Origin of the sequence: Streptomyces huasconensis (assembly GCF_021028635.1) — a bacterium.
Lineage (GTDB): Bacteria > Actinomycetota > Actinomycetes > Streptomycetales > Streptomycetaceae > Streptomyces > Streptomyces huasconensis.
In genome coordinates, this window is the sequence record NZ_CP086119.1 from 7,077,344 (window position 1) to 7,100,694 (window position 23,351).

Consider the following 23,351-nt stretch of genomic DNA (forward strand, 5'->3'; position numbering starts at 1 on the left):
CGAGGAGGCCGCCCCCGGGCGGCAGGCGGGCGAGCGGTGACCGGCGTGCGCAGGACCCCGCAGCGCGCCGCGGTGCTCGAAACGCTGGGCCGGTGCCGGGAGTTCGTCTCCGCCCAGGAACTGCACGCCCTGCTCGCCGGGCTCGGCAGCGGGGTCGGGCTCACCACCGTCTACCGCGCGCTGCGGGAACTCGACCGCGCCGGACTCGTCGACGTCGTACGGGACGAATCCGGCGAGCGGCTCTACCTGCGGCGCCCCACCGACGAGCACCGCCACTACCTCATCTGCCGCCGCTGCGGCCGCAGCCGGCCGGTCGACGCGCACGACGTCGAGGCGTGGGCCGCGCGCCTCGCCGAGAGCACCGGCTACGCGGAACTGGAGCACACCCTCGAACTCAGCGGAGTCTGCGGGCGGTGCCGCCGCCCCGCCGACGCCACGCCGGACGGCGGAGCCCACCCGGAGGGCCGGACGTGACGGGGGGCGGCGCGCCCCGCCCGTCGGCTCCGGGGAGTCAGCCGCGTCGCCCGGCCGCGGCACCACCCTGCCGCCAGGCCGAACCCCGCAGCAGCCGCAAGCCGTTGAGGCCCACCAGCACCGTGGACCCCTCATGCCCCGCCACCCCCAGCGGCAGCGGCAAATGGCCCGCCAGGTCCCAGATCACCAGCGCGCCGATGCACACGGAGGCGATGACGAGGTTCTGCACCACCACGCGCCGGGCGCGCCGGGAGAGTGCCACGACGGCGGGCACCGCCGCGAGTTCGTCCCGCACCACCACCGCGTCGGCGGTCTCCAGAGCCAGGTCGGAGCCCGTCCCGCCCATCGCGACACCGGTGTGCGCGGCGGCGAGCGCGGGCGCGTCGTTCACGCCGTCCCCGACGACCAGGACCCGCTCGCCCCGCTTCTCCCACTCCCGCACGGCCGCCACCTTGTCCTGGGGCAGCAGCCCCGCCCGGACGTCCTCGATGCCCGTCTCCCGCGCGAGGCGCGCCGCGGCGTCGGCGGTGTCGCCGGTCAGCAGCACCGGGGAGGAGCCGGTCAGTTCACGCAGGCCCGCGACCGCCTCGGCGGCCCCCGTGCGCGGCAGGTCGGCGAGGCGCAGCAGGGCCGCGGGGACGCCGTCGACCACCACCAGGACGGCCGTGCGGGCGTCGTGGTCCGCCGCGGCCCGCGTCATCGCCTCCACCGCCATGACCGACGTACGAGAAGCCTCGTCGGCGGCGAGGAGCCGGTCCGGGCTGCCGACCCGGACGGTGCGGCCCGCGACGACCGCGCGGACGCCGTGCCCCGGGGCGGCGGCGAAGTCCCCCGCGTCCGCCAGGGCGAGACCGCGCTCGCGGGCGGCGCCGACCACGGCGCGCGCCAACGGGTGTTCGCTCGGGTGCTCGGCGGCCGCGGCCAGCGCCAGCACCTCGTCCTCGGTGAGGTCCGAACCCGGCAGCGTCCGGATGCCGGTGAGGCGGGGCGCGCCCTCGGTGAGCGTGCCCGTCTTGTCCAGGGCGACCTTGGTCACCGCGCCCAGCCGCTCCATCACCACCGCCGACTTCACGAGCACGCCGTGCCGCCCCGCGTTGGCGATCGCCGAGAGCAGCGGCGGCATCGTCGCGAGCACCACCGCGCACGGCGAGGCCACGATCATGAAGGTCATGGCCCTCAGCAGCGTCTCGGTCAACGCGGCGCCGAAGGCGAGCGGCACCGTGAAGAGCGCGAGGGTGGCCACCACCACGCCCACCGAGTACCGCTGCTCGACCTTCTCGATGAACAGCTGCGTGGGCGCCTTGGTCCCGCTCGCCTCCTCCACCATCGCCACGATGCGGGCGATGACGGAGTCCGCGGGGTCCCGGCCGACGCGTACGCGCAGCGCGCCCGTGCCGTTGAGGGTGCCCGCGAACACCTCGTCGCCCGCCTCCTTCGCCACCGGCAGGGGCTCCCCGGTGATGGTGGCCTGGTCGACCTCGCCGCTGCCGTCGAGCACGGTGCCGTCGGCGGGCAGCCGCTCGCCGGGCCGTACGAGCACGGTGTCGCCGATCCGCAGCGCGGCCGCCGCCACCCGCTCCTCGCCGCCGTCCGCGTCGATCCGCAGCGCCATCGCGGGCGCGAGATCCAGCAGGCCGCGCACGGAGTCCGCCGTGCGCCGCGTCGCGAGCGCCTCCAACGCGCCGGACACCGCGAAGATGACGATGAGCAGGCCGCCGTCGAGGAACTGCCCGATGGCCGCCGCGCCCAGCGCCGCCACCACCATCAGCAGGTCGACGTCAAGGCTCCGCTCCCGCAGCGCCCGCAGCCCCGCCACGCCCGGCTCCCAGCCGCCGGCCGCGTAACACAGGGCGTAGAGGGGGCCCCACGTCCAGGCGGGCGCCCCGGCGAGGTCCAGCGGGAACCCGAGCAGGAAGGCGGCCGTGGCGAGCGCGGCCCAGCGGACCTCGGGCAGGGTGGTCAGCCGCGTGCGGCGCGCCGGTGCGGGAGCGGCGGTTGCGGAGCCCGGGCTCGGCCGGTCGCCCACCAGGGCGGAGGACATGGAGGGCACACCTCGTGTTCGGGGACGCTTCGGGGGACGGTCCGTCCACCATAGCCGAATACATGAAGACCTCTTCAAATATACGACGAGTAGGATTGCCGCATGGGACACGGAGTCGACAGCGAGATCACCCCTGCCGCGCACCTGGACGCGGACTCCGCCGCCACGATCGCCGCCACCCTGCAAGCGCTCGCCACGCCGTCCCGGCTGATGATCCTCACCAAGCTGCGCCAGGGACCGTGCGGCGTCGGCGCCCTCGCCGAGGCCGTCGGCATGGAACAGTCCGCGGTCTCCCACCAGTTGCGCCTGCTGCGCGCCCTCGGCCTCGTCACCGGCTCCCGGCAGGGCCGCCGCATCGTCTACAGCCTCTACGACAACCACGTGGCCCAGCTCCTGGACGAGGCCGTCTACCACATCGAGCACCTGCGCCTCGGCGCGCGGGACCTCCCGCAGCGGGACGCCCTGGAGTAGCCGTCCCGGCGGCACCCGCGGGCCTGCGACGCCGTCCTCAACGGTGGACGCCGACCCCCGACCGCCCCGGCGCGAACCCGGGCCGCAGCACCAGATCCTCGTCGTACGCACCGCCGTGCTCGTGGCGGTAGGGCAGCGGCCGCGCGGTGGGCAGCGTCCGCAGGCGCTCGCGCAGGCCCTCCGTGGCGCGGGCGTGGCCCGCCGCCGTCAGCCGGTCCGCGCCGTAGACCGCGAACGGCGGCAGGGCGGCCATGCCGGTGTACCAGAACGTCCCGTGCAGCAGCGGGAACAGCACCTCCTCCAGGTGCCCGTGGATGCCGCGCGGCCCGAAGCCGGACTCCCGGGCGCCGACCGACGTGACGATCAGCGCGCGCTTCCCGGCCAGGCCGCCGTCGCCGTACCGCGGCGTGCGGCCGTCGGGCCCCGCCAGACCGAAGCCGAAGCCCTGGACCAGGACGCGGTCGAACCAGCCCTTGAGGATCGCCGGCGGGCCGAACCACCAGAGCGGGAAGTGGAAGACGAGCGCGTCCGCCCAGGCGGTCTTCTCCTGCTCCCCGACGATGTCCGCGCGCAACGCCCCCGAGGCGTGGGCGCGTTCCTGTGCCGCCCCCACGAAGAGACGCCCGCGCGAGGAGCCCCCGAAGTCGTCGGCGTCCACGGTGGCCTTCCAGCCCATGGCGTACAGGTCGGAGACGCGGTGCTCGTGCCCGAGCGCGTCCAGGGTGCGCAGGCCCTCGGCCATCAGGGAGCCGTTCAGGGAGCGCTGTTCCGGGTGGGCGAAAATCCAGAGAACCTTCATGCCCCGATCCTGCGGGGCCGCCCCCGGCGGCAACGAGTGGCCGGATGGCCAGGGCCTGAAAGGATCTGGCCACGGAAACGCACGGCCGGCGACTGCCTTCGCGTCTGTGCCGCGGGCCCGCGGGAGGCCCTGGTTAGGGTTGGTGTTCGACCGGCAGCTTCCACCTCCCGGGCCGGGAAGAAGAGAGGGACTGTTGAAGATCCTCATCAGCGCCGACATGGAGGGCGCGACCGGAGTGACCTGGCCGGCCGACGTGCTGCCGGGCACCGCGCAATGGGAGCGGTGCCGGGCGATGTTCACCTCGGACGTGAACGCCGCCGTGCTCGGCTTCTTCGACGGCGGCGCCGACGAGGTGCTCGTCAACGAAGCGCACTGGACCATGCGCAACCTCCTCCTGGAGCAGCTCGACGAGCGGGCCCAGATGCTCACCGGGCGGCACAAGGCGCTCTCCATGGTCGAGGGCGTGCAGCACGGCGACGTGGACGGCGTCGCCTTCCTCGGCTACCACGCGGGCGCCGGCATGGAAGGCGTCCTCGCGCACACCTACCTCGCCAACCAGATCACCGGCGTCTGGCTCGACGGCGTACGCGCCAGCGAAGGCCTGCTCAACGCACACGTCGTCGCCGAGTACGGCGTCCCCGTGGTGCTCGTCACCGGCGACGACCTGGCCTGCGAGGACGCCCTCGGCTACGCCCCCGGCGCCCTGAAGGTCGCCGTCAAGGACCACGTGTCGCGCTACGCCGCCGTCTGCCGCACCCCCGCCCGCACCGCCGCCGACATCCGGGCCGCCGCGAAGGACGCCGCCGCGCTCGCCGTGCGGCACGAACCGGTGACCGGCGGGCCGTTCACCGTGGAGGTCGAGTTCGACGCCGAGCACCTGGCGATGGCCTCGACCGTCGTCCCCGGGGTGCGCCGTACGGGGGAGCGCAAGGTCGCGTACGACAGCGGGACGATGTACCAGGGGATTCGTACCTTCAAGGCGGTTACGACGATCGCCTCCGCCGCCGTGGAGGAGCAGTATGGCTGACCAGCAGCAGGAGCCCGGGGAACCCACCGACCACACCGACCACGACCAGGTGGACGCGCGGGCGCTCGACGAGGTCGTGGCCTTCACCTCCGAGCTGATCCGCATCGACACCACCAACCGCGGCGGCGGCGACTGCCGGGAGCGGCCCGCCGCCGAGTACGCCGCCGAACGCCTCGCCGACGCCGGCCTCACCCCCACCCTCCTGGAACGCGCCCCGGGCCGCACCAACGTCGTCGCCCGCGTCGAGGGCACCGACCCCGGCGCCGACGCGCTGCTGGTCCACGGCCACCTCGACGTCGTGCCCGCCGAGGCGGCCGACTGGAGCGTGGACCCGTTCTCCGGGGAGATCCGCGACGGCGTCGTCTGGGGCCGCGGCGCGATCGACATGAAGAACATGGACGCCATGATCCTGGCGGTCGTCCGCGGGTGGGCGCGGGCCGGGGTGCGGCCCCGGCGGGACATCGTCATCGCCTTCACCGCCGACGAGGAGGCCAGCGCCGCCGACGGCTCCGGGTTCCTCGCCGACCGGCACGCCCCGCTCTTCGAGGGCTGCACGGAAGGCGTCAGCGAGTCGGGCGCCTTCACCTTCCACGACGGGCGCGGCAACCAGCTGTACCCGATCGCGGCGGGCGAGCGCGGCACCGGCTGGCTCAAGCTGACCGCGCGCGGCAAGGCGGGCCACGGCTCCAAGGTGAACCGCGCCAACGCCGTGAGCAGACTGGCCGCCGCCGTCGCCCGCATCGGCGAGCACCGCTGGCCGGTCCGGCTCACCCCCACCGTGCGCGCCTCGCTCGTCGAACTGGCCGCGCTCTACGGCCTGGAGAGCGACCCCGAGGCACCCGGCTTCGACGTCGACGCCTTCCTGGAGAAGCTCGGCGCGACCGCCGCGCTCGTCGAGCCGACCGTCCGCAACAGCGCCAACCCGACGATGCTCCAGTCGGGTTACAAGGTCAATGTGGTCCCCGGGGAAGCCGTGGCCTACGTGGACGGCCGCTTTCTGCCCGGCGGCGAGGAAGAGTTCCGCCACACGCTTGACCTGCTCACCGGCCCTGACGTGGACTGGGAGTTCCACCACCGCGAGGTGGCGCTCCAGGCGCCGGTCGACTCGCCGACGTACGCGAAGATGCGGGCGGCCGTCGAGGAGTTCGCGCCCGAGGGGCACGTCGTGCCCTACTGCATGTCGGGCGGGACGGACGCGAAGCAGTTCTCGCGGCTCGGCATCACCGGCTACGGCTTCTCGCCGCTGAGAACTCCGGAGGGCTTCGACTACCAGGCGCTCTTCCACGGAGTCGACGAACGCGTCCCCGTCGACGCGCTGCACTTCGGCGTCCGTGTCCTCGACCGCTTTCTGCGCACGGCCTGAGAAAAATGGGGGAAGTAAAGGACATGATGCAGACCCGGGCGTACGGATCATGGCCGTCGCCGATCGACGCCGAGCTGGCCGCCGCCCACGACGGCGCGCCGGGGCACGTGGGCTTCGTCGGCGGCGAGGCGTGGTGGACCGAACCGCGCCCCACCGAGGGCGGCCGCCGCGCCCTGGTGCGCCGCCTCCCCGACGGCGAGGAGCGCTCGGTGCTGCCCCCGCCGTGGAACGTGCGCAGCCGCGTCGTCGAGTACGGCGGCCGCCCCTGGGCCGGGGCGGACCGCCCCGAGGGACCGCTGCTCGTCTTCGCGAACTTCGCCGACCAGCGCCTGTACGCGTACGAGCCCGACGCCCCGGACGCCGCCGCGCCCCGCCCGCTGACGCCGGCCGGTGAGATCGGCGGCGGCCTGCGCTGGGCCGAACCGCTGCTCCGCCCCGACCGGGGCGAAGTGTGGTGCGTCCTGGAGGAGTTCACCGGACCCGAGCCCACCGACGTGCGCCGCGTCATCGCCGCGGTGCCGCTCGACGGCTCGGCGGCCGAGGACCGCGGCGCGGTGCGCGAACTGTCCGACGGCGCCCACCGGTTCGTCACCGGACCGCGCCTGTCGCCGGACGGCGCCCGCGCCGCCTGGATCGGCTGGGACCACCCCCGCATGCCGTGGGACGGCACGGACCTGGTCCTCGCCGACGTGCGGGACGACGGCACCTTCGGCGCGGCCCGCGTCTTCGCCGGCGGCCCCGAGGAGTCCATCGCACAGGTCGAGTGGGCGCCGGACGGGCGCCTGCTGTTCTCCAGTGACCGCACCGGCTGGTGGAACCTCTACCGCGCGAGCGCCGACGACCCGTGCGGCGTGCGCGCGCTCTGCCCCCGCGAGGAGGAGTTCGCCGGACCCCTGTGGCAGACCGGCCTCACCTGGTTCGCGCCGCTGGACAGCGGGCTCATCGCCGTCGTGCACGGCACGGGCGCCACCGCGCTCGGCATACTCGACCCCGAGACCGGTGAAGTCGTCGACGCGGCGGGCCCCTGGACGGAGTGGGCCTCCACCGTCGCCGCGCACGGCCCCCGCGTGCTCGGCGTCGCCGCCAGCCCGCGCAGCGCGCCCGAGGTCGTGGAACTGGACACCGGCACCGGCCACGCCCGCGTCGTCGGCGCCGCCCACGGCGACCCGGTGGACCCCACGTACTACCCCGAACCTCAGATCCGCGCCTTCGCCGGCCCCGCGGGACGCACCGTCCACGCCCACATCTACCCGCCGCACCACCCCGGCCACGTCGCACCCGATGACGAACTGCCGCCCTACGTGGTGTGGGCGCACGGCGGCCCCACCGGCCGCGCACCCCTCGTCCTGGACCTGGCCATCGCCTACTTCACCTCGCGCGGCATCGGCGTCGCCGAGGTCAACTACGGCGGCTCCACCGGGTACGGACGCGCCTACCGCGAACGGCTGCGCGAGCAGTGGGGCATCGTGGACGTCGAGGACTGCGCCGCCGTCGCCCTGGCCCTGGCCGACGAGGGCACCGCCGACCGCGACCGCCTCGCGATCCGCGGCGGCAGCGCGGGCGGCTGGACCGCGGCCGTGTCGCTGGCCACCACCGACGTCTACGCCTGCGGGACCCTCATCTATCCGGTGCTCGACCCCACGGCGTTCGCGGGCGAGACCCACGACCTGGAATCGCGGTACCTGGAATCCCTCCTCGGGCCGTGCGACGAGGTGCCGGGGCGGTACGCGGAGCGGTCGCCGCTGCGGCACGCCGAGCGCGTCACCGCGCCCTTCCTGCTCCTCCAGGGGCTCGACGACGTCATCTGTCCGCCCGCCCAGTCCGAACGGTTCCTCGCCGAGATGGCCGGGCGCGGCATCCCGCACGCCTACATCGCCTTCGAGGGGGAGGGGCACGGCTTCCGCCGCGCCGACACGATGGTCCGCGCCCTGGAGGCCGAACTCTCCCTCTACGCGCAGGTGTTCCGCCTCGACCTCGCCGGGCCCCCGCCGACCCTGGAGCTCGGCAAGTGAAACCCCTCGCACGGCCCGCGCGCCTGACCCCCGGCGCGCGCGTCGCCGTCGTCGCGCCGAGCGGTCCCGTCCCGGAGGAACGTCTGGCGGCGGGCCTCGACATCCTGCGCGGCTGGGACCTCGACCCGCTCGTCATGCCCCATGTACGGGACCGCCACCGGGAGTTCGACTACCTCGCGGGAACGGACGCCGACCGCGCCCGCGACCTGGAGCGGGCCTGGTGCGACCCGTCCGTGGCCGCCGTGTTCTGCGCCCGCGGCGGGTACGGCGCCCAGCGCATGGCGGACCTCCTCGACTGGGCGGCCATGCGGGCGGCCGGGCCCAAGGTGTTCCTCGGCTACAGCGACATCACCGCGCTGCACGAGGCGTTCGCCACGCGGCTCGGCCTCGCCACGCTGCACGGCCCCATGACCGCCGCGGCCGACTTCCTCAAGAACGCGGACGCCCAGAACCACCTGCGGGCCACCCTGTTCACCCCGGAGGAGGTACGGGTGATCACCGCGCCCCCGCGCGCCACGCCCCTGGTGGGCGGCCGGGCTCGCGGCGTCACGCTCGGCGGCTGCGTGTCGCTGCTCGCCGCCGGACTCGGCACACCGGAAGCGCGGCCCGGCGCGCGCGGCGGGCTGCTGCTCCTGGAGGACATCGGCGAGGAGGCCTACCGCCTGGACCGCATCCTCACCCAGCTGCTGCGCGTCGGCTGGCTGGACGGGGTCGCGGGGATCGCCCTCGGCTCCTGGGAGCAGTGCACGCCGTACGACATGGTGCGCCGCCTCTTCGCCGACCGGCTCGGCGGCCTCGGGGTGCCCGTGGTCGAGGAGTTCGGGTTCGGGCACTGCGACGGGGCGCTGACGGTGCCGTTCGGCGTGGCGGGCGAACTGGACGCGGACGCGGGGACCTTGACGCTGGACGTCCCGGCGCTGGCCTGACGCGTGTGCTCCGCGGGGACGCTCCGCAAGAAACGTCCGTCACGGTCGTTGACCTCGCTCTGACACGTGTCACAACATGAGCGGGGCCGGTAGTACCGGTCAGTAGACGTCAGGCCGGTACCAGCTGCCCAGGCGCCGCCGGGCTCTGGCCGTCAGCTGCCGGAAGTCCTCAGCGTGGAGGTCCCCTTGTCCCGTCGCCGTGCCCTGACCCTCGCCGCAGCGGCGGCGCTCGCCGCGCCGCTCGCCGTCGCCGCGCCCGCCCCGGCCGGCGCGGCGGGGCAGTACACCGTCACCGAGCTGAAGTTCACCGTCCCGGCGGGCGGCAGGAACTGCACCGTCGACGCCGACCTGTACCGGCCCGCCGGGGTGGACGCCGCGCACCCCGCCCCCGCGGTGCTCTCCACCAACGGCTTCGGCGGCAGCAAGTCCGACGGCTCGACCGCCGCGGTCGGCAAGGCGTTCGCCGAGCGCGGTTACGTCGCTCTGGTCTACTCCGGCCTCGGCTTCGGCAGGTCCGGCTGTCTGATCTCCCTCGACGAGCCGGGCATCGACGGCAAGGCCGCCTCCGGGCTGGTCGACTTCCTCGCCGGTGAGCGCGCCGCCGACGACGGCACCAAGGCGGACTACGTCACCGCCGACGGCGCGGGCGACCCGCGGGTCGGCATGATCGGCGGCTCGTACGGCGGCGCCGTCCAGCTCGCGACCGCCGCCGTGGACCACCGGGTCGACGCCCTCGTCCCGATGATCACCTGGCACGACCTGGCCTACTCCCTCGATCCGAACAACGCCGCCGACCGCTCCGTCCCCGGCGCCGCCAAGTGGCAGTGGATGAACGGCTTCTACCTCATCGGCGAGGGCCAGCCGCTGCTCGTCCCGAACCTCGATCCGTCCCGCGTCAACCGTCTCGGCTGCCTGCACTTCGTCACCAAGGTTTGCGAGACGATCCGCACGCTCAACTCCGGCCGTTACCCGGCGGACAGGACGAAGGCCCTCCAGGAGTACGCGCGCGGCGTCTCCCCGGTCTCGTACCTGCACAAGGTGAAGGCGCCCACGCTCCTCGTGCAGGGCCAGGCCGACACCCTCTTCAACCTCAACGAGGCCGAGGCGACGTACCGCACGCTCACGGCGCAGGGCACCCCGGCGAAGATGATCTGGCAGTCCTGGGGCCACAGCGGCGGCGTGCGGGACGCCGCGTCGGGCGAACTGAACCTGGACGAGGGGAACTTGGAGACCTCCTACGTCGGCAGGCGCATCCTCGCCTGGTTCGACCGCTACCTCCACAAGAAGCAGGGCGTCACCACCGGCCCCGCCTTCGCCTACCACCGCGACTGGATCGGCGACCCGGACCGCACCTACGCCACCGCCTCCCAGGTGCCCCCGCGCAACCGCACCCTGTATCTGTCCGGCGACGGCAAGCTCGTCGACAGCCGCGCCGAGGTGGCGCGCGGCAGCCGCGAGTACCGCAATCGGCTGGTGCCGACGAGCCATTCGGAGTCCTCCCTCGCCGGGCTGATCGGGCTGCCCGACCCCGCCCCGTACGACACCAAGGGCACCTACCTGGACTGGACGACCGAGCCCCTCACCGAGGCGATGGACGTCGTCGGCGCCCCCAGGGCCACGCTGAAGGTGTTCTCACCGCGGACCGAGCGGGTGCAGCACTCGGGTGACGCCGCCGACAAGCTGGTCCTCTTCGCCAAGCTCTACGACGTGGCGCCCGACGGCAAGAAGACCCTCGTCCACCGGCTCGTCTCGCCCGTGCGGGTGCCCGACGTGACGAAGCCGTTCACCGTGTCGCTGCCGGGCATCGTGCACCGCTACGACAAAGGCCACCGGCTGCGGTTCGTGGTGGCGGCGAGCGACGGCGCGTACCTCGGCAACAAGGGCGTCAAGCCGGTCACGGTGACCAGCGCCCCCCAGGACACCGGCGTCCTCGACCTGCCCGTGGTCCGCCACGGACGTCACCGGTGACGACGGTGGCGATAACGTGGCCCGATGCCCGATCCGCACACCTGTGACCACACCCGCCGCCATCTTGCCGAAGGCCCCCGCGTAGGCATACGCCACTTCAGCCTCGCGGACGGGGCCGAGTTCACCGCCCGCGCCCGCGAGAGCCAGGAACTGCACCGCCCCTGGCTCTTCCCGCCGACCACGGACGACGCGTACCGGACCTATGCCGCGTCGCTTCTTGAGGACCCCGCCAAGGCCGGTTTCCTCGTCTGTGAGCGGGACAGCGGTGCCCTCGCGGGATTCATCAACATCAACAACATCGTCCACGGCGCCTTCCGCTGCGGGGCGCTCGGTTACGGGGCCTTCGCCCACGCGGCGGGCCGCGGACTGCTGAGCGAGGGGCTCGGCCTCGTCATGGGGTACGCCTTCGGGGAACTGCGGCTGCACCGCCTGGAGGCGAACATCCAGCCGGGCAACGCCGCCTCCATCGCCCTGGTGCGCCGCCACGGGTTCCGGCTGGAGGGTTTCTCCCCGGACTTCCTCCACATCGACGGTGCCTGGCGCGACCATGAACGCTGGGCGATCACCGCCGTCACTCCGTGACGGCGCGGCGGTCCACGTACTCGAAGACGGAGCCGTCCGGGTGCATCGCGATGAGATTGCGCCCGGCGGGCGTCGGGACGGGGCCCGCGATGACCCGGGCACCGGAGGCGTTGAGCACGGCGTACGCCTCGTCGACGTCCCGCACCGCGATGGTCGCCGTGACCTTGCGGAGCACTTCCAGTTCCTCTTCCGGGCCGCTCATCAGCAGGAAGCAGCCGACCGCGGCCACGGACACGCCACCGCGTTCGAAGCGCATCGCCTTGCCGCCCGCGAGGCGCTCGTAGAACGCGACCGAGGACTCCAGGTCCTCGACGCACACGCGCAGCGTGGTTCCCAGGATCTCCATGATTGGCAACGCCCTCACCTCTGTGACCGGCCAACGGCTCCGCAACGATTTCATGATTGCCCGCCCCCTCGCCACCGCCTCCGACGAGGAGGTCGCCCCAACTCGGCGGTGCGGCAAGCGTGGTGGAGGGCGGCACCGTGCGGTGCCGCCCTCCGGCCGTTCGCGCGCCCGCCGTTCAGGACTGGGGACGGCGGCCGTGGTTCGCGCCGTTCTTGCGGCGGGCCTTCTTCTTGCGGCGTCGCTTCGAGGACATGGATACCTCCGTGTATCTGGTGGTGCTTCCCGGGCGCGAACCCGGGCGATCACGCGCCGCCTACCCAAGTGGCGAACTCGCCAAGGTGTGTGCTGTGTCACAAAGCCCCGCCCTCGCGGCGGCCGGGCCCGTTACCGGCCGGTGCCCTCGGGTACCCGGCCGCCATGACTGGTCCCGAGAAACCTGTGACCGGCCTCGACAAGCAGCCGTTCGACAAGGCCCTGACCGACGAGCTGGTCCGCGCGATCCGTGCCGAACTGCGCGAGGAGTTCCGCGAGCAGACCAAGAAGCAGCGGCGCAAGGCCACGCTCTACGCCGCGTTGGGCGCCACCGCGCTCTACGCGGGCGCCGCCGTCGCGCTGGCCGCCGGACTGGCCCTCGACCTCGTCCTGCCGGACTGGGCGGCGGCCCTGATCGTGGCCGCGCTGCTCGGCACCGCGGCGTTGCTGCTGCGCAACGCGGCCCGTCCGCGGGCGGGGCGTTCCGGCGCCGCCGACCGGTACACGGCCCCTGCGGCCCCTGCGGCCCCTGCGGCCCCTGCGGCCCCTGCGGCCCCTGCGGCCGACGTGCCGCCTGCCCCCGCGGCCCCGCCGATGCCGCCCACGGCGCCTGCCGCGCCCACCGCCCCTGCCGCCCCGCCTGCGGCTGCCCCTCGCGTGCCCGCCCCTCGCGGGGGTGAGGGGGAGCGCGGGGAGCACCGGGAACACTGACGCAGGCGAGGAGGAGCGGGCGCGGCCTGATGGCCCCTCACCTGGTCAGGCGGCCAGTCGGGCAGTTAGTCAGGCAACCAGCCGGTCGTCGCCACCACCTCCGCCGCGATGGCCGCGACGTCCCGGCCGTCGGTGGCGACACGGTGGGTGGCGGGGGCCGCGTGGGTGTCCAGGTGGCGGGCCATGAACGCGCTGCGGCGCAGCTGCCGGGCGAGTTCGGAGCCGCGTTCGCGTCCGCGCAGCCGCTGCTCGGCCGTGGCGTCCGTCGCGGTCAGGAGGACGCGGATGAGGCGCGGCCCGTGCAGCGCGCGCGTGAACAGCGACTCCTCGTCGGCGAGCACGCTCGCGGTGTTCGTGTAGACCAGTCGGCGGCAGCCGAGTTCCGCGTACGTGGTCCAGAGCGCCGCGAGGTTGCGCCGCGTGATCGACGAGCGGTGCGGGTCGTCCGGCGGCGCGGGGTGCACCGCGTCCAGGAGGTCGCCCTCGATCAGGGCGTGGCCGACGTCCGCCGCCCGAAGCCGAGCGGCGACCTCCAGGCCGACCGATGACTTGCCGGCTCCGGACCGGCCCCCGATGAGCAGTGCTTCCACGGTCTCCATGCAGGGAGCCTGCCAGCGCGTACGGCTCCCGCGCGAGGGTAATTCTCACACCACACGGAACTCCTCCACCTCGTCCGTGCGCAGCTCCAGGCCGAGCCCGACACCTCCCTCGGGGCGGACCACACCACCGGTCGGGTCCAGCGCCCCGTCGAAGAACATCGACTCGATCCGCACATGGTCGTGGAACCACTCGATGTGCCGCAGATTGGGCACGCACGCGGCGACCGCGGCGTGCGCGTGCGGCGCGCAGTGCGCCGAGACCTCCAGGCCGTGCGCCTGGGCGAGGGCCGCCGCGCGCAACCACTCCGTGAGGCCGCCGCAGCGCGTCGCGTCGACCTGGAGGCAGTCCACAGAGGGGATCATGCGCGCGAAGTAGGGCAGGTCATAGCCGTACGCGCCCGCCGTCACGTCGCACACCAGCGCGTCCCTGACCTGCGCGAGCCCCCGCAGGTCGTCCGAGGAGACCGGCTCCTGGAACCAGCCCACGCCGTGCTCGGCGAGCACTCTGCCCACCCGGACCGCCTGCTTGCGCGTGTAGCCGCCGTTCGCGTCGACGTACAACTCGGCCTGGGGGCCGATGACTTCGCGTGCGGTACGGACCCGCGACACGTCACGCGCCGCCGCCCGGCCCCACCGCTCCCCGATCTTGATCTTGACGCGCGGAATGCGCTGACCGTGCACCCAGCCGTTGAGCTGTGCCGCCAGATGCGTGTCGTGATACGTCGTGAAGCCGCCGCTGCCGTAGACGGGCACCTCGTCGCGGGCCGCCCCGAGGAGGCGTACGAGAGGGAGTTCGAGGAGGCGGGCCTTCAGATCCCACAGGGCGATGTCGACCGCCGAGATGGCGCAGCCGGCGGCGCCGGAGCGGCCGGTGTTGCGGACCGCCTTCGTCATCGCCTCGTGCGCGGCGGGCACGTCGAGGGCGTCGCGCCCCATGATGACCGGGGTCAGCAACTCGTCGACCAGGGCGGCGACGGAGGCGGGCGCGTAGGTCCAGCCGGTGCCCGTCGCGCCGCCCGCGGTGATCTCGGCGATGACGACCGTCGTCGTGTCCCAGGCGAAGGTGCCGTCCGCCTCGGGGGCGTCCGCGGGCACCGTGTACGCGGAGACGGCGGGGCGTTCGATGGAGACTGCGTCCTTCATCTGGACTTCCTCGGTTCGCGGTTCGCGGTGACGGGTCCACGGTCATCGTTGACGGCGCGCAGGGCGCGGCTGCCGAGGGCACGGGAAGGTGCCTCCGGTGCGACGGGGAGTAGCTGGTCGGATACAGCTTCGGGTAACCCCGAGGGGTGGTGACAAACGGCGTCCGGAGGGTGCCGGGCCTCGGATTTCGGGGCCCCCGCGCGTGGGCCCGTACGCCCGTCACCCCGTGCCCCGGGCGCCCCGCGCCCCCGCGCCCCGGAGTTTGGTGCCCGCCGGGCCGGGCACGCGGGAGGTTCCGGCCTTGGCCACCCCGTCGGCGGAGCCGTCACCCGGCCCGAGGCCACCACCTGGGCGGCACGCCGGGCGAGCGTGTGAGCGCCCCCGCAGACTGGCTCCTGGACGCCGTACCTCCGCGCCCAGGAGGCCGCCGCACACCAAGGAGACCCCCCATGACCAGCAGCGCACCGAACAACAGCGCACAGGGCAGCAGCGCACGGGACAGCCACGAACTCGCCGCCCTCGGCCAACAGCTGCGCGTCGACTCGGTCCGCGCGGCGGCGGCCGTCGGCTCCGGGCACCCCACCTCCTCGATGTCCGCGGCCGACCTGATGGCGGTGCTGCTCGGCGGTCACCTCCGCTACGACTTCGACCGCCCCGACCACCCGGGCAACGACCGCTTCATCCTCTCCAAGGGCCACGCCTCACCGCTGCTCTACGCGGCGTACAAGGCGGCCGGCGCCCTCACCGACGACGAACTGCTGACCTTCCGCAAGGAGGGCAGCCGCCTCCAGGGACACCCGACGCCCCGCGCCCTGCCCTGGGTCGAGGTCGCCACGGGTTCGCTCGGGCAGGGCCTGCCCGTCGCCGTCGGCATGGCCCTCTCCGGCAAACGGCTCGAACAGATCCCCTACCGCGTCTGGGTGATGTGCGGCGACAGCGAGCTGGCCGAGGGCTCCATCTGGGAGGCGGCCGAACACGCCGGGTACGAGCGCCTCGACAACCTGACCGCCGTCGTCGACGTCAACCGCCTCGGCCAGCGCGGCCCGACCCGCCACGGGTGGAACCTCAAGGCCTACGCGGACCGCTTCAAGGCCTTCGACTGGCACGTCATCGAGATCGACGGCCACGACGTCGACGCCATCGACCACGCCTACCAAGAGGCGGCCTCCACCGCCGGGCAGCCGACCGTGATCCTCGCCCGCACCCGCAAGGGCAAGGGTGTGGCCGCCGTCGAGGACCAGGAGGGCAAGCACGGCAAACCGCTGCCGGACGCCGACGAGGCCATCGAGGAGCTGGGCGGCGTACGCGACGTGCGCGTGCAGGTGCGCAAGCCGGCCGCCGCGCGGATCATGCACACGACCCGCAGCGGCCACCTCGAACTGCCCCGTCACGACGTGGGCGAGGAGATCGCCACCCGCGACGCCTACGGTCAGGCCCTCACCGCGCTGGGCAGCGCGCGCGGCGACGTGGTGGCCGTCGACGGCGAGGTCGGCGACTCGACGCGCACGGAGTACTTCGCCGAGGAACACCCCGAGCGGTACTTCGAGTGCTACATCGCCGAACAGCAGCTCGTCGCCACCGCGGTCGGCCTCGCGGCGCGCGGCTGGGTGCCGTACGCGACGACGTTCGCGGCGTTCCTCACCCGCGCCCACGACTTCGTGCGGATGGCGGCGATCAGCGGCTCGGGCATCAATCTCGTCGGCTCGCACGCGGGCGTCGCCATCGGTGAGGACGGCCCCTCCCAGATGGGCCTGGAGGACCTGGCCCTCTTCCGCGCGGTGCACGGCTCCACGGTCCTGTACCCCTGCGACGCCCATCAGACCGGGCGGCTCATCGCCCAGATGGCCGAGCTCGACGGCGTGCGCTACCTGCGTACGACGCGCGGAGCCACGCCCGTCGTCTACGGCCCGGGGGAGGAGTTCCCCATCGGCGGCTCCAAGGTGCTGCGCTCCAGTGACGCGGACCGGCTGACGCTCGTCGCCGCCGGGGTGACCCTCCACGAGGCGCTGTCCGCCGCCGAACTGCTGGAGGGCGAGGGCATCCCGGTGCGCGTCATCGACCTGTACTCGGTCAAGCCCGTCGACCGCCGCACCCTGCGCGAGGCGGCCGAACAGACCGGCTGCCTGGTCACCGTCGAGGACCACCGCGAGGAGGGCGGCCTCGGCGACGCGGTCCTCGACGCGTTCACCGACGGCGCCCCCGTACCGCGCCTGGTGCGGCTCGCGGTACGGACGATGCCGGGCTCGGCGTCGCCCGAGGAGCAGTTGCGCGCGGCGGGCATCGACGCCCAGTCGATCGCCGCGGCGGCGCGGCTCCTGGTCGAGGAGGCGGTGGTGCGCTGACCCGGCGGCGTGGTCAGCGGGTGCGCCGGGCGGCCCTGAACCACGCGTTCGCCGAGGGGCGGAACATCAGGGCCACCGCCGCGAGCACGGCCGCCACGTGCAGGGCCCGGCTCGCGCCGAACATCACGTCCACGGCCCCCAGGCCGCGGAAGGCGGCGCCGAGCGAATGCCCGTCCGCGAGCCACTGGACGGGCTCGATGAGCAGGGACAGCGTGCCGAGGACGCCGAGTACGCCCGCCAGGGCCAGGCGCGCGCCGTTCCCGCCGCGCCGCATCCGCACCGCGACCAGCACCACCGCCGAGTAGACGGCCACGCGCAGCGCGAGGCCGCCCGAGAGGTCACCGAGGGACGCGTCGCCGTCGGCCGCCGCCCCGATGAGCGCGAGCACCGTCTCGAAGACACCGGCGGCGACCGCGGTGAGCCAGAGCGCGAAGGCCGCCCTGACGGACGCGGGGGCCGGCGGCTCGTCGGTCCCCGGGAGCATCGGGGGCAGCGTCCGCGGCTCCTGGGCGCGCGGGCGGGGGCGGGAGGGGCGCGGCAGGTCGGCGTGGCGGGGGCGCGACTCGGAGATGTGTGTCATGGCAGGCCTCACTGCGAGGTCGCTGAGGGGTGCGGCGGTTGCCGGACCGGGACGCGACGACTGTGCTGGGTACACGGGAACGGGAACGGGAACGGACGACTGTCTCTTCGCTCGCCGTCGATCCTTCCGGACCCGCGGGCGCGGGGCACGCCCGCCATCCCCCGGCTTCCGGGTGGTGCCAGCCACCCTCCCGACGCCCCTGAATACCCAACGGGTTTGGCCAAGGGTCGTCGGGACACACGTATCGGGAGGTGGACATGGCCAATACGTCACGTAAGACAACAGACAACGAGAACGACCAGAAAGACCAGCAAGAGAAGGAAGAGCAGGACGAACTGCCGGGCCCCATGGCGGTTCTGCGGGCCGCCCAGACGCAGCTCGCCGAACTCACCGGCATGACAGCCGAATCGGTGTCGTCCTTCGAACGCACCGAAGAAGGCTGGCTGTTGGAGATCGAGGTCCTCGAACTCGCCCGTGTCCCCGACACGATGAGTCTGCTCGCGAGTTACGAGGTGCGGCTCGACCCGCACGGTGAACTCACCGGCTACCGCCGCGTCCGCCGCTACGAGCGCGGACGTTCGGACCCGCACAACAGGTGACCCGAACAACAGGTGACCCGCACAACAAGTAGGGAAAGCAAGCCAGACCAGCCCGAGCAAGCCCAGACAAGCAAGGAGGCACAGTCGGCATGACCGTAGTCCCGGCACAACAGTCCGGCGGCGGAGGCGGCTCCAGTGGCCTGTACGACGTCGTGGAGCTCATCCTCGACCGAGGACTCGTCATCGACGCCTTCGTACGCGTCTCACTCGTCGGCATCGAGATCCTGAAGGTCGACGTCCGTGTCGTCGTCGCGAGCGTCGACACCTACCTGCGCTTCGCCGAGGCGTGCAACCGCCTCGACCTGGAATCCGGGCCGAAGAAGGACCCCGGCCTGCCCGACCTGGTCGGCGAGATCACGGAGTCCGGCGCCAAGGGCAAGTCCAAGGGGGCGCTCTCCGGGGCGGCCGAGACCATATCGGACGCCTTCAAGCAGTCCCGTGAGGAAGGCCAGCGCCAGACCGAGGAGCGCCCGCGTGCCCGGCGTTCCACGACCTCTCGCCGGAAGGAGGAGAAGGAGTGACGACCTACGTCTACGGCATCGCCGCCGGCACCCACCCGGGCCTGCCGGACGGCATGGAAGGCATCGGGAAGCCGGCGTGCACCGTGCGCATCCTGAAGCAGGGTGACCTCGCCGCCATCGTCAGCGACGCCCCCGAGGACCTCAAGCCGAAGCGGCGTGACCTGCTCGCGCACCAGAACGTGCTGTCGGAGGCGGGCGCCGCGGGCTCCGTGCTCCCCATGCGCTTCGGCAGCCTCGCACCGGATGACGAGACCGTCATCAGCGTGCTCGGGGAGCGGGCCGACCACTACACGGAGCGGCTGAGCGCACTCGACGGCAGGGTCGAATACAACGTGAAGGCCTCGCACAACGAACAGGCCGTGCTGCACCAGGTCCTCGCGGAGAACCCGGAGCTGCGCGCCATGGTGGAGGCCAACCAGCGCCAGGGCGGCGGCAGCCACGAGCAGAAGCTGAAGCTCGGCGAGGCGGTCACCTCGGCGGTGCGTGCCCGGGAGACGAGTGACGCCGTCGAGGTGCGGCGCGCGCTGGAACCGGCGGCCGAAGCGGTCGCCGAGGGCCCCGAGGGCACCGGCTGGCTCGCCAACGTCTCGTTCCTGGTGAGCCGCAAGGCGGCCGACGGCTTCGTCGCCGCGGTCGAGGAACTCAAGTCCACGCAGCCGCACTTGGACCTCAAGGTGCACGGACCGCTGCCGCCCTACAGCTTCGTCGACCCGGGGCCCGCCGCCCCCCCGGAGTAACGGGAGTGACGGCATGGGACTGCTCGGAGAACTGCTCATGCTGCCCCTGGCCCCGGCCCGCGGCTCCCTCTGGGTGCTGAGGCAGGTGGTCGACGAGGCGGAGCGGCAGTACTACGACCCCTCGGCCATCCGTCGCGAACTCGCCCGGCTCGAGGAGCGCCTTGAGTCGGGCGAGATCGACGAGGACGAGTTCGAGCGGGCCGAGGACGACCTCCTCGACCGGCTGCAACACAGCACAGGACAGGACTTCAGACAATGAACCGAATGGCAATGGGCCTTGCCGTGGGCGCGGGATATGTCCTCGGCCGCACGAAGAAGGCGAAGTTCGCGTTCGCCGTGGGCACGATGGTCGCCGGCAAGAAGCTGAACCTGAGCCCGAAGGCGCTGGGGTCGCTGGTGACGCAACAGCTGGAGAACAACCCGCAGTTCAAGGAGATCGGCGACCAGCTGCGGCAGGACCTGCGCGGCGTGGGCAAGGCGGCCACCGGCTCGCTCCTCAACCGGCAGCTGGAAGGCCTCGCCGACCGGCTGCACGACCGCACGCTCGACGTCCAGGACCGCATCGCAGGCGTGGTGCCGGACAAGGCCAAGGGCGCGGCCAAGGACGAGGACGAGGACGACGACCCGGACGCCGAGGTGGACGAGGACGACGACCCGGACGCGGAGCTGGACGAGGACGACGACGACCCGGACGCGGAGGCGGAGGCGGACGCGGAGTCCGAGCCGTCCGGCCGGCGCGGGAGGGCCGCGGCCAAGACGGGCACGCGGACCGCCGCGAAGAAGACGGCCGCGAGGAAGACGGCGGCGAAGAAGACCGCCGCCAAGAAGGCCCCCGCGAAGAAGACGGCCCGCAAGACCGCCGAGAAGACGGCTCAGAAGCCCGCACGGAAGGCCGCCCAGAAGAAGACCTCGTCGGCCGCCCGCACGGGCGGCAGGGCGAAGGGAGGCCGCGACCATGGCTGAGTCACCGTTGGGCAACATCACGCACAGCCCCGCCGCCGACCGCCTGAAGGAAGAGGCGCAGGCCTACCTCATGGCCCAGGTCGAGCGCATGCTCGTCGGCGTCGGCCACCGGCTCGGCGACGCCACCGTCAAGCTGAACGACATCGCGGACGGCAAGAGCCCCGGCTTCGCCAAGCTGGCCTCGCAGGCGGGCAAGAAGCTCGCCGAGGGCAAGGGCCCGGTGCGCGGCGCGCTCGAAATGGGCGGCAGCCACCTCAAGGACAAGGTCACCGACGCCGTCAAGGGCCTCGGCGGCGGCAAGCGCAAGAAGGGCGGCGCGGGCCAGAAGCCCACGGTCATCCTGGAACACGTCGACGTGGGCGTCCCGGTCCGCGAGGCGTACGACCAGTGGACCCAGTTCCAGGAGTTCTCCACCTTCGCCAAGGGCGTCAAGAGCGTCACCCTGGCGAACGACACGGAGTCCGACTGGAAGGCCAAGGTCTTCTGGTCCAGCCGCAGCTGGAAGGCGCATATCACCGAGCAGGTGCCGGACCAGCGGATCACCTGGACGTCCGAGGGCGCCAAGGGCACGACCAAGGGCGTCGTGACCTTCCATCCGCTCGGCGAGAACCTCACCCGCGTCCTGCTGGTCATCGAGTACTACCCGAAGGGGCTCTTCGAGAAGACCGGCAACATCTGGCGTGCCCAGGGCCGCAGGGCACGCCTGGACCTCAAGCACTTCGCCCGGCACATCTCGCTGCGCGGCGAGGCGAGCGACGGCTGGCGCGGCGAGATCCGCGACGGCGAGGTCGTCCGCAGCCACGAGGACGCGGAGGCCGAGGAGGAGACCGAGGGCCGGGACGAACACGACTCCGACGCCGAGTACGAGGCGGAGGACGACCGGCCCGAGGACGAGGAGTACGAGGACGAGCCCGAGGGCGAGTACGCGGACGAGGCCGGCGACGAGGCCGAGGACGCGTACGAGGACGACCCCGAGGCCGACGAGGAGGCCGACGAGCCGGACGCCGACGCTGAAACCGACGCGGACGCCGACGCCGAGTACGACGACGAGTACGCGTACGAGGATGAGGACGACGCCGAGGCCGCCGAGGCCCCCGACGCCGAGGCCGATGACGCCGAGGCCGACGACGACAGCGGCGAGGAGACGACCCGCGAGTACGCCGATGCGGCCGGTGCCGCCGGACGGGGGCGTCGATGAGCTCGCCCGCAGGCGGGCTCCCCGGCCCCTACGGCGGCGGTGGCAGCGGGGCCAACCTCGCCGACATCCTCGAACGCGTCCTGGACAAGGGCGTCGTCATCGCCGGCGACATCAAGATCAACCTGCTCGACATAGAACTGCTCACCATCAAGCTGCGCCTCATCGTCGCCTCCGTCGACAAGGCCAAGGAGATGGGCATCGACTGGTGGGAGCAGGACCCGGCGCTCTCCTCCGGGGCGCGCCACAAGGAGCTCTCCCAGGAGAACGCCGAGTTGAGGCGGCGGCTGGAGGAACTGGAGTCCCAGGCGGCCCTGGACCCCGCCACCGCCGAGAAGGAGACACGTGAGCCTCGCAATTGAGGAACTGCGCTACGTCTACGCGGTCTGCCGCCCGCTGGACGCGCCGCTCGCCGCCGATCTCACCGGGATCGGCGGCGAGCCGCCCCGGCAGCTCGCCCACGAGGGCCTCGTCGCCGTCGTGGGCCCGGTGCCGGAGCGGGACTTCGCGGAGGAGCCGCTGCGCAGGCACCTGGAAGACCTGGACTGGCTCTCCGACACGGCCCGCGCCCACCAGCGGGTGATCGCCGCGCTCACCAGCGTCACCTGCCCGCTGCCGCTGCGGCTCGGAACCGTGTTCCGGGACGACAGCGGTGTACGCGCCATGCTCCAGGAGGGCGCGGAGCGTTTCCGGCGGGTGCTGGGGCGCATCGACGGGTGCGTGGAGTGGGGCGTCAAGGTCCATCTGGAGAGCGAGGAGCCGGCGCGGGACCGGTCCACCGGGACGCCGGCGCAGGACAAGCCGCTCTCGGGACGCGACTATCTGCGTCAGCGGCGCAGCCGGCGGACGGCGCAGGAGGAGGGCCGGCAGCGGGCCGAGGCCTTCGCCCAGAGCCTGCACGAGAAGCTGTCCGAGCGCGCCGACGACTCCCGGCTGCACGCCCCGCAGGACTCGGCCCTCTCCAAGGCGCCGGGGGTGAACATCCTGAACGCCGCCTATCTGGTGTCCCGCGCGCACTCCGAGGAGTTCGTCGAACTCGTGGACCACACGAAGGACGAGGAGCACGATTCGCCGGGCCTGCGGGTCGAGCTGACGGGCCCCTGGGCGGCCTACTCCTTCACCGCCGACGACCCCGAGCCGGGCGCCCAGGGAACGGAGCGCTCGCGATGACGGTCGTCGAGCGCCGGGAGATAGCCCTGGTCGACCTGCTCGACCGCCTCCTCTCGGGCGGCGTCGTCATCACGGGCGACATCACGCTGCGGATCGCGGACGTGGACCTCGTACGCATCGATTTGAACGCCCTGATCAGCTCGGTGAACGAGCAAGTGCCCTCACCGTGGCCGGAATTGGAGTGACCCATGGAGTCCACTGAGCCCGAGCCCGGGCCGGAGCCCGGTGCCCTCGCGGACGCGGGCGGCGGCGGCCGCACCCGCATGGACCTCGACCCGGACACCGTGGAGCGGGACCTGGTGAAGCTGGTCCTGACCGTCATCGAGCTGCTGCGGCAGCTCATGGAGCGTCAGGCCGTGCGCCGCTTCGACACCGGCGACCTGACCGAGGACCAGGAGGAGCGGATCGGGCTGACCCTGATGCTCCTGGAGGACCGGATGGCGGAGCTGCGCGACCGGTACGGGCTGCGGGCCGAGGACCTGAACCTGGACCTCGGCCCGCTGGGCCCGCTGCTGCCCAGGGAGTAGCGG

General features: G+C 73.1%; 27 protein-coding genes. 20 read left to right on the forward strand and 7 right to left on the reverse strand.

Annotated elements, in window-relative coordinates; translation table 11 throughout:
• The first annotated feature begins 45 nt into the window (after window positions 1-45).
• The gene (locus J2N69_RS31590) at window positions 46-474 is read left to right on the forward strand and encodes a Fur family transcriptional regulator (RefSeq protein ID WP_230903756.1); all 429 of its coding nucleotides are present in this window, start codon (window positions 46-48) and stop codon (window positions 472-474) included.
• A gap of 37 nt (window positions 475-511) precedes the next feature.
• Here the strand turns inward: J2N69_RS31590 and J2N69_RS31595 are convergent, their stop codons facing one another.
• Complete coding sequence (locus J2N69_RS31595) at window positions 512-2,515, reverse strand: heavy metal translocating P-type ATPase (protein WP_230903757.1); 2,004 nt, start codon at window positions 2,513-2,515, stop codon at window positions 512-514.
• Window positions 2,516-2,617: 102 nt separating this feature from the next.
• Between J2N69_RS31595 and J2N69_RS31600 the strand changes: the two genes are divergently transcribed.
• Window positions 2,618-2,986, forward strand: a complete 369-nt coding sequence (locus J2N69_RS31600) for an ArsR/SmtB family transcription factor (protein ID WP_230903758.1) — start codon at window positions 2,618-2,620, stop codon at window positions 2,984-2,986.
• Between the two features lie 37 nt (window positions 2,987-3,023).
• Here J2N69_RS31600 and J2N69_RS31605 read toward each other — a convergent pair whose 3' ends face one another.
• Window positions 3,024-3,785, reverse strand: coding sequence for an NAD(P)H-dependent oxidoreductase (locus J2N69_RS31605; protein ID WP_230903759.1), 762 nt, complete (start codon window positions 3,783-3,785; stop codon window positions 3,024-3,026).
• A 193-nt stretch (window positions 3,786-3,978) separates the two neighbouring features.
• Here J2N69_RS31605 and J2N69_RS31610 point away from each other — a divergent pair, with 193 nt between their 5' ends.
• The 6 genes from J2N69_RS31610 (at window position 3,979) to J2N69_RS31635 (ending at window position 11,663) form a co-directional block, all read left to right on the forward strand.
• A complete protein-coding gene (locus J2N69_RS31610; protein ID WP_230903760.1) occupies window positions 3,979-4,812 on the forward strand; it encodes a M55 family metallopeptidase in 834 nt (277 codons plus the stop codon).
• Complete coding sequence (locus J2N69_RS31615) at window positions 4,805-6,175, forward strand: M20/M25/M40 family metallo-hydrolase (protein ID WP_230903761.1); 1,371 nt, start codon at window positions 4,805-4,807, stop codon at window positions 6,173-6,175. The genes J2N69_RS31610 and J2N69_RS31615 overlap by 8 nt, the downstream gene beginning before the upstream one ends.
• Window positions 6,176-6,201: 26 nt before the next feature.
• Complete coding sequence (locus J2N69_RS31620; protein WP_230904953.1) at window positions 6,202-8,187, forward strand: S9 family peptidase; 1,986 nt, start codon at window positions 6,202-6,204, stop codon at window positions 8,185-8,187.
• The gene (locus J2N69_RS31625; RefSeq protein ID WP_230903762.1) at window positions 8,184-9,113 is read left to right on the forward strand and encodes a S66 peptidase family protein; all 930 of its coding nucleotides are present in this window, start codon (window positions 8,184-8,186) and stop codon (window positions 9,111-9,113) included. The genes J2N69_RS31620 and J2N69_RS31625 overlap by 4 nt, the downstream gene beginning before the upstream one ends.
• 186 nt (window positions 9,114-9,299) lie before the next feature.
• Window positions 9,300-11,081, forward strand: a complete 1,782-nt coding sequence (locus J2N69_RS31630) for a CocE/NonD family hydrolase (protein WP_230903763.1) — start codon at window positions 9,300-9,302, stop codon at window positions 11,079-11,081.
• A 24-nt stretch (window positions 11,082-11,105) separates the two neighbouring features.
• Window positions 11,106-11,663 (forward strand): GNAT family N-acetyltransferase, encoded by a 558-nt coding sequence (locus J2N69_RS31635; protein ID WP_230903764.1) that lies wholly within the window; start codon window positions 11,106-11,108, stop codon window positions 11,661-11,663.
• Here J2N69_RS31635 and J2N69_RS31640 read toward each other — a convergent pair.
• Together J2N69_RS31640 and J2N69_RS36760 are read right to left on the reverse strand one after the other, a co-directional pair.
• Window positions 11,653-12,009 (reverse strand): VOC family protein, encoded by a 357-nt coding sequence (locus tag J2N69_RS31640; RefSeq protein WP_127910478.1) that lies wholly within the window; start codon window positions 12,007-12,009, stop codon window positions 11,653-11,655. The genes J2N69_RS31635 and J2N69_RS31640 overlap by 11 nt on opposite strands.
• Before the next feature lie 175 nt (window positions 12,010-12,184).
• A complete protein-coding gene (locus tag J2N69_RS36760) occupies window positions 12,185-12,262 on the reverse strand; it encodes a 50S ribosomal protein bL37 (RefSeq protein ID WP_372486533.1) in 78 nt (25 codons plus the stop codon).
• 164 nt (window positions 12,263-12,426) lie between these two features.
• Here J2N69_RS36760 and J2N69_RS31645 point away from each other — a divergent pair, with 164 nt between their 5' ends.
• Entirely contained in the window at window positions 12,427-12,972 is a 546-nt protein-coding gene (locus tag J2N69_RS31645) for a phage holin family protein (RefSeq protein WP_230903765.1), read from the forward strand.
• A 65-nt stretch (window positions 12,973-13,037) separates the two neighbouring features.
• Here the strand turns inward: J2N69_RS31645 and J2N69_RS31650 are convergent, their stop codons facing one another.
• Both J2N69_RS31650 and J2N69_RS31655 read right to left on the reverse strand, forming a co-directional pair.
• On the reverse strand, window positions 13,038-13,571 hold the full coding sequence (locus J2N69_RS31650) for a nucleoside/nucleotide kinase family protein (RefSeq protein WP_230903766.1): 534 nt from the start codon (window positions 13,569-13,571) through the stop codon (window positions 13,038-13,040).
• 45 nt (window positions 13,572-13,616) lie between these two features.
• On the reverse strand, window positions 13,617-14,714 hold the full coding sequence (locus J2N69_RS31655; RefSeq protein WP_230903767.1) for an enolase C-terminal domain-like protein: 1,098 nt from the start codon (window positions 14,712-14,714) through the stop codon (window positions 13,617-13,619).
• Window positions 14,715-15,109: 395 nt separating this feature from the next.
• On the opposite strand from J2N69_RS31655, the gene J2N69_RS31660 reads away from it, so the two are divergent.
• Entirely contained in the window at window positions 15,110-17,056 is a 1,947-nt protein-coding gene (locus tag J2N69_RS31660; RefSeq protein ID WP_408056925.1) for a transketolase, read from the forward strand.
• 13 nt (window positions 17,057-17,069) lie between these two features.
• Here J2N69_RS31660 and J2N69_RS31665 read toward each other — a convergent pair whose 3' ends face one another.
• Window positions 17,070-17,636, reverse strand: coding sequence for a hypothetical protein (locus J2N69_RS31665; protein WP_230903769.1), 567 nt, complete (start codon window positions 17,634-17,636; stop codon window positions 17,070-17,072).
• A 257-nt stretch (window positions 17,637-17,893) separates the two neighbouring features.
• Here J2N69_RS31665 and J2N69_RS31670 point away from each other — a divergent pair, with 257 nt between their 5' ends.
• The 10 genes from J2N69_RS31670 (at window position 17,894) to J2N69_RS31715 (ending at window position 23,348) form a co-directional block, all read left to right on the forward strand.
• On the forward strand, window positions 17,894-18,235 hold the full coding sequence (locus tag J2N69_RS31670; RefSeq protein ID WP_127910490.1) for a gas vesicle protein GvpO: 342 nt from the start codon (window positions 17,894-17,896) through the stop codon (window positions 18,233-18,235).
• An 89-nt stretch (window positions 18,236-18,324) separates the two neighbouring features.
• Window positions 18,325-18,756, forward strand: coding sequence for a gas vesicle structural protein GvpA (locus J2N69_RS31675; RefSeq protein ID WP_030789826.1), 432 nt, complete (start codon window positions 18,325-18,327; stop codon window positions 18,754-18,756).
• On the forward strand, window positions 18,753-19,493 hold the full coding sequence (locus J2N69_RS31680) for a GvpL/GvpF family gas vesicle protein (protein ID WP_230903770.1): 741 nt from the start codon (window positions 18,753-18,755) through the stop codon (window positions 19,491-19,493). Before J2N69_RS31675 ends, J2N69_RS31680 begins: the two co-directional genes overlap by 4 nt.
• A 13-nt stretch (window positions 19,494-19,506) precedes the next feature.
• On the forward strand, window positions 19,507-19,752 hold the full coding sequence (locus tag J2N69_RS31685) for a gas vesicle protein GvpG (protein WP_230903771.1): 246 nt from the start codon (window positions 19,507-19,509) through the stop codon (window positions 19,750-19,752).
• Window positions 19,749-20,456, forward strand: a complete 708-nt coding sequence (locus tag J2N69_RS31690; protein WP_230903772.1) for a DNA primase — start codon at window positions 19,749-19,751, stop codon at window positions 20,454-20,456. The genes J2N69_RS31685 and J2N69_RS31690 overlap by 4 nt, the downstream gene beginning before the upstream one ends.
• Entirely contained in the window at window positions 20,449-21,654 is a 1,206-nt protein-coding gene (locus tag J2N69_RS31695; protein ID WP_230903773.1) for an SRPBCC family protein, read from the forward strand. The genes J2N69_RS31690 and J2N69_RS31695 overlap by 8 nt, the downstream gene beginning before the upstream one ends.
• Window positions 21,651-22,013: a gas vesicle protein gene (locus J2N69_RS31700; protein ID WP_230903774.1), complete on the forward strand. Its 363-nt coding sequence runs from the start codon at window positions 21,651-21,653 to the stop codon at window positions 22,011-22,013. Before J2N69_RS31695 ends, J2N69_RS31700 begins: the two co-directional genes overlap by 4 nt.
• The gene (locus tag J2N69_RS31705; RefSeq protein WP_230904954.1) at window positions 22,009-22,821 is read left to right on the forward strand and encodes a GvpL/GvpF family gas vesicle protein; all 813 of its coding nucleotides are present in this window, start codon (window positions 22,009-22,011) and stop codon (window positions 22,819-22,821) included. Before J2N69_RS31700 ends, J2N69_RS31705 begins: the two co-directional genes overlap by 5 nt.
• Window positions 22,818-23,006, forward strand: a complete 189-nt coding sequence (locus J2N69_RS31710) for a gas vesicle protein (protein ID WP_127910491.1) — start codon at window positions 22,818-22,820, stop codon at window positions 23,004-23,006. The genes J2N69_RS31705 and J2N69_RS31710 overlap by 4 nt, the downstream gene beginning before the upstream one ends.
• Before the next feature lie 78 nt (window positions 23,007-23,084).
• Window positions 23,085-23,348 carry a gas vesicle protein K gene (locus J2N69_RS31715; RefSeq protein WP_230904955.1) on the forward strand — a complete coding sequence of 88 codons (264 nt, stop codon included), beginning with the start codon at window positions 23,085-23,087 and terminating at the stop codon, window positions 23,346-23,348.
• The last annotated feature ends 3 nt before the right edge of the window (window positions 23,349-23,351 follow it).

Excerpts from the sequence above, each read along its gene's own strand:
- J2N69_RS31675 (WP_030789826.1), top strand. The coding sequence starts at position 18,325 with ATGACCGTAGTCCCGGCACAACAGTCCGGCGGCGGAGGCGGCTCCAGT.
- J2N69_RS31605 (WP_230903759.1), bottom strand. The coding sequence starts at position 3,785 with ATGAAGGTTCTCTGGATTTTCGCCCACCCGGAACAGCGCTCCCTGAAC.
- J2N69_RS31700 (WP_230903774.1), top strand. The coding sequence starts at position 21,651 with ATGAGCTCGCCCGCAGGCGGGCTCCCCGGCCCCTACGGCGGCGGTGGC.
- J2N69_RS31715 (WP_230904955.1), top strand. The coding sequence starts at position 23,085 with ATGGACCTCGACCCGGACACCGTGGAGCGGGACCTGGTGAAGCTGGTC.
- J2N69_RS31685 (WP_230903771.1), top strand. The coding sequence starts at position 19,507 with ATGGGACTGCTCGGAGAACTGCTCATGCTGCCCCTGGCCCCGGCCCGC.
- J2N69_RS31595 (WP_230903757.1), bottom strand. The coding sequence starts at position 2,515 with ATGTCCTCCGCCCTGGTGGGCGACCGGCCGAGCCCGGGCTCCGCAACC.
- J2N69_RS31710 (WP_127910491.1), top strand. The coding sequence starts at position 22,818 with ATGACGGTCGTCGAGCGCCGGGAGATAGCCCTGGTCGACCTGCTCGAC.
- J2N69_RS31620 (WP_230904953.1), top strand. The coding sequence starts at position 6,202 with ATGCAGACCCGGGCGTACGGATCATGGCCGTCGCCGATCGACGCCGAG.
- J2N69_RS31655 (WP_230903767.1), bottom strand. The coding sequence starts at position 14,714 with ATGAAGGACGCAGTCTCCATCGAACGCCCCGCCGTCTCCGCGTACACG.
- J2N69_RS31665 (WP_230903769.1), bottom strand. The coding sequence starts at position 17,636 with ATGACACACATCTCCGAGTCGCGCCCCCGCCACGCCGACCTGCCGCGC.
- J2N69_RS36760 (WP_372486533.1), bottom strand. The coding sequence starts at position 12,262 with ATGTCCTCGAAGCGACGCCGCAAGAAGAAGGCCCGCCGCAAGAACGGC.
- J2N69_RS31695 (WP_230903773.1), top strand. The coding sequence starts at position 20,449 with ATGGCTGAGTCACCGTTGGGCAACATCACGCACAGCCCCGCCGCCGAC.
- J2N69_RS31600 (WP_230903758.1), top strand. The coding sequence starts at position 2,618 with ATGGGACACGGAGTCGACAGCGAGATCACCCCTGCCGCGCACCTGGAC.
- J2N69_RS31650 (WP_230903766.1), bottom strand. The coding sequence starts at position 13,571 with ATGGAGACCGTGGAAGCACTGCTCATCGGGGGCCGGTCCGGAGCCGGC.
- J2N69_RS31615 (WP_230903761.1), top strand. The coding sequence starts at position 4,805 with ATGGCTGACCAGCAGCAGGAGCCCGGGGAACCCACCGACCACACCGAC.
- J2N69_RS31635 (WP_230903764.1), top strand. The coding sequence starts at position 11,106 with ATGCCCGATCCGCACACCTGTGACCACACCCGCCGCCATCTTGCCGAA.
- J2N69_RS31670 (WP_127910490.1), top strand. The coding sequence starts at position 17,894 with ATGGCCAATACGTCACGTAAGACAACAGACAACGAGAACGACCAGAAA.
- J2N69_RS31690 (WP_230903772.1), top strand. The coding sequence starts at position 19,749 with ATGAACCGAATGGCAATGGGCCTTGCCGTGGGCGCGGGATATGTCCTC.
- J2N69_RS31645 (WP_230903765.1), top strand. The coding sequence starts at position 12,427 with ATGACTGGTCCCGAGAAACCTGTGACCGGCCTCGACAAGCAGCCGTTC.
- J2N69_RS31640 (WP_127910478.1), bottom strand. The coding sequence starts at position 12,009 with ATGGAGATCCTGGGAACCACGCTGCGCGTGTGCGTCGAGGACCTGGAG.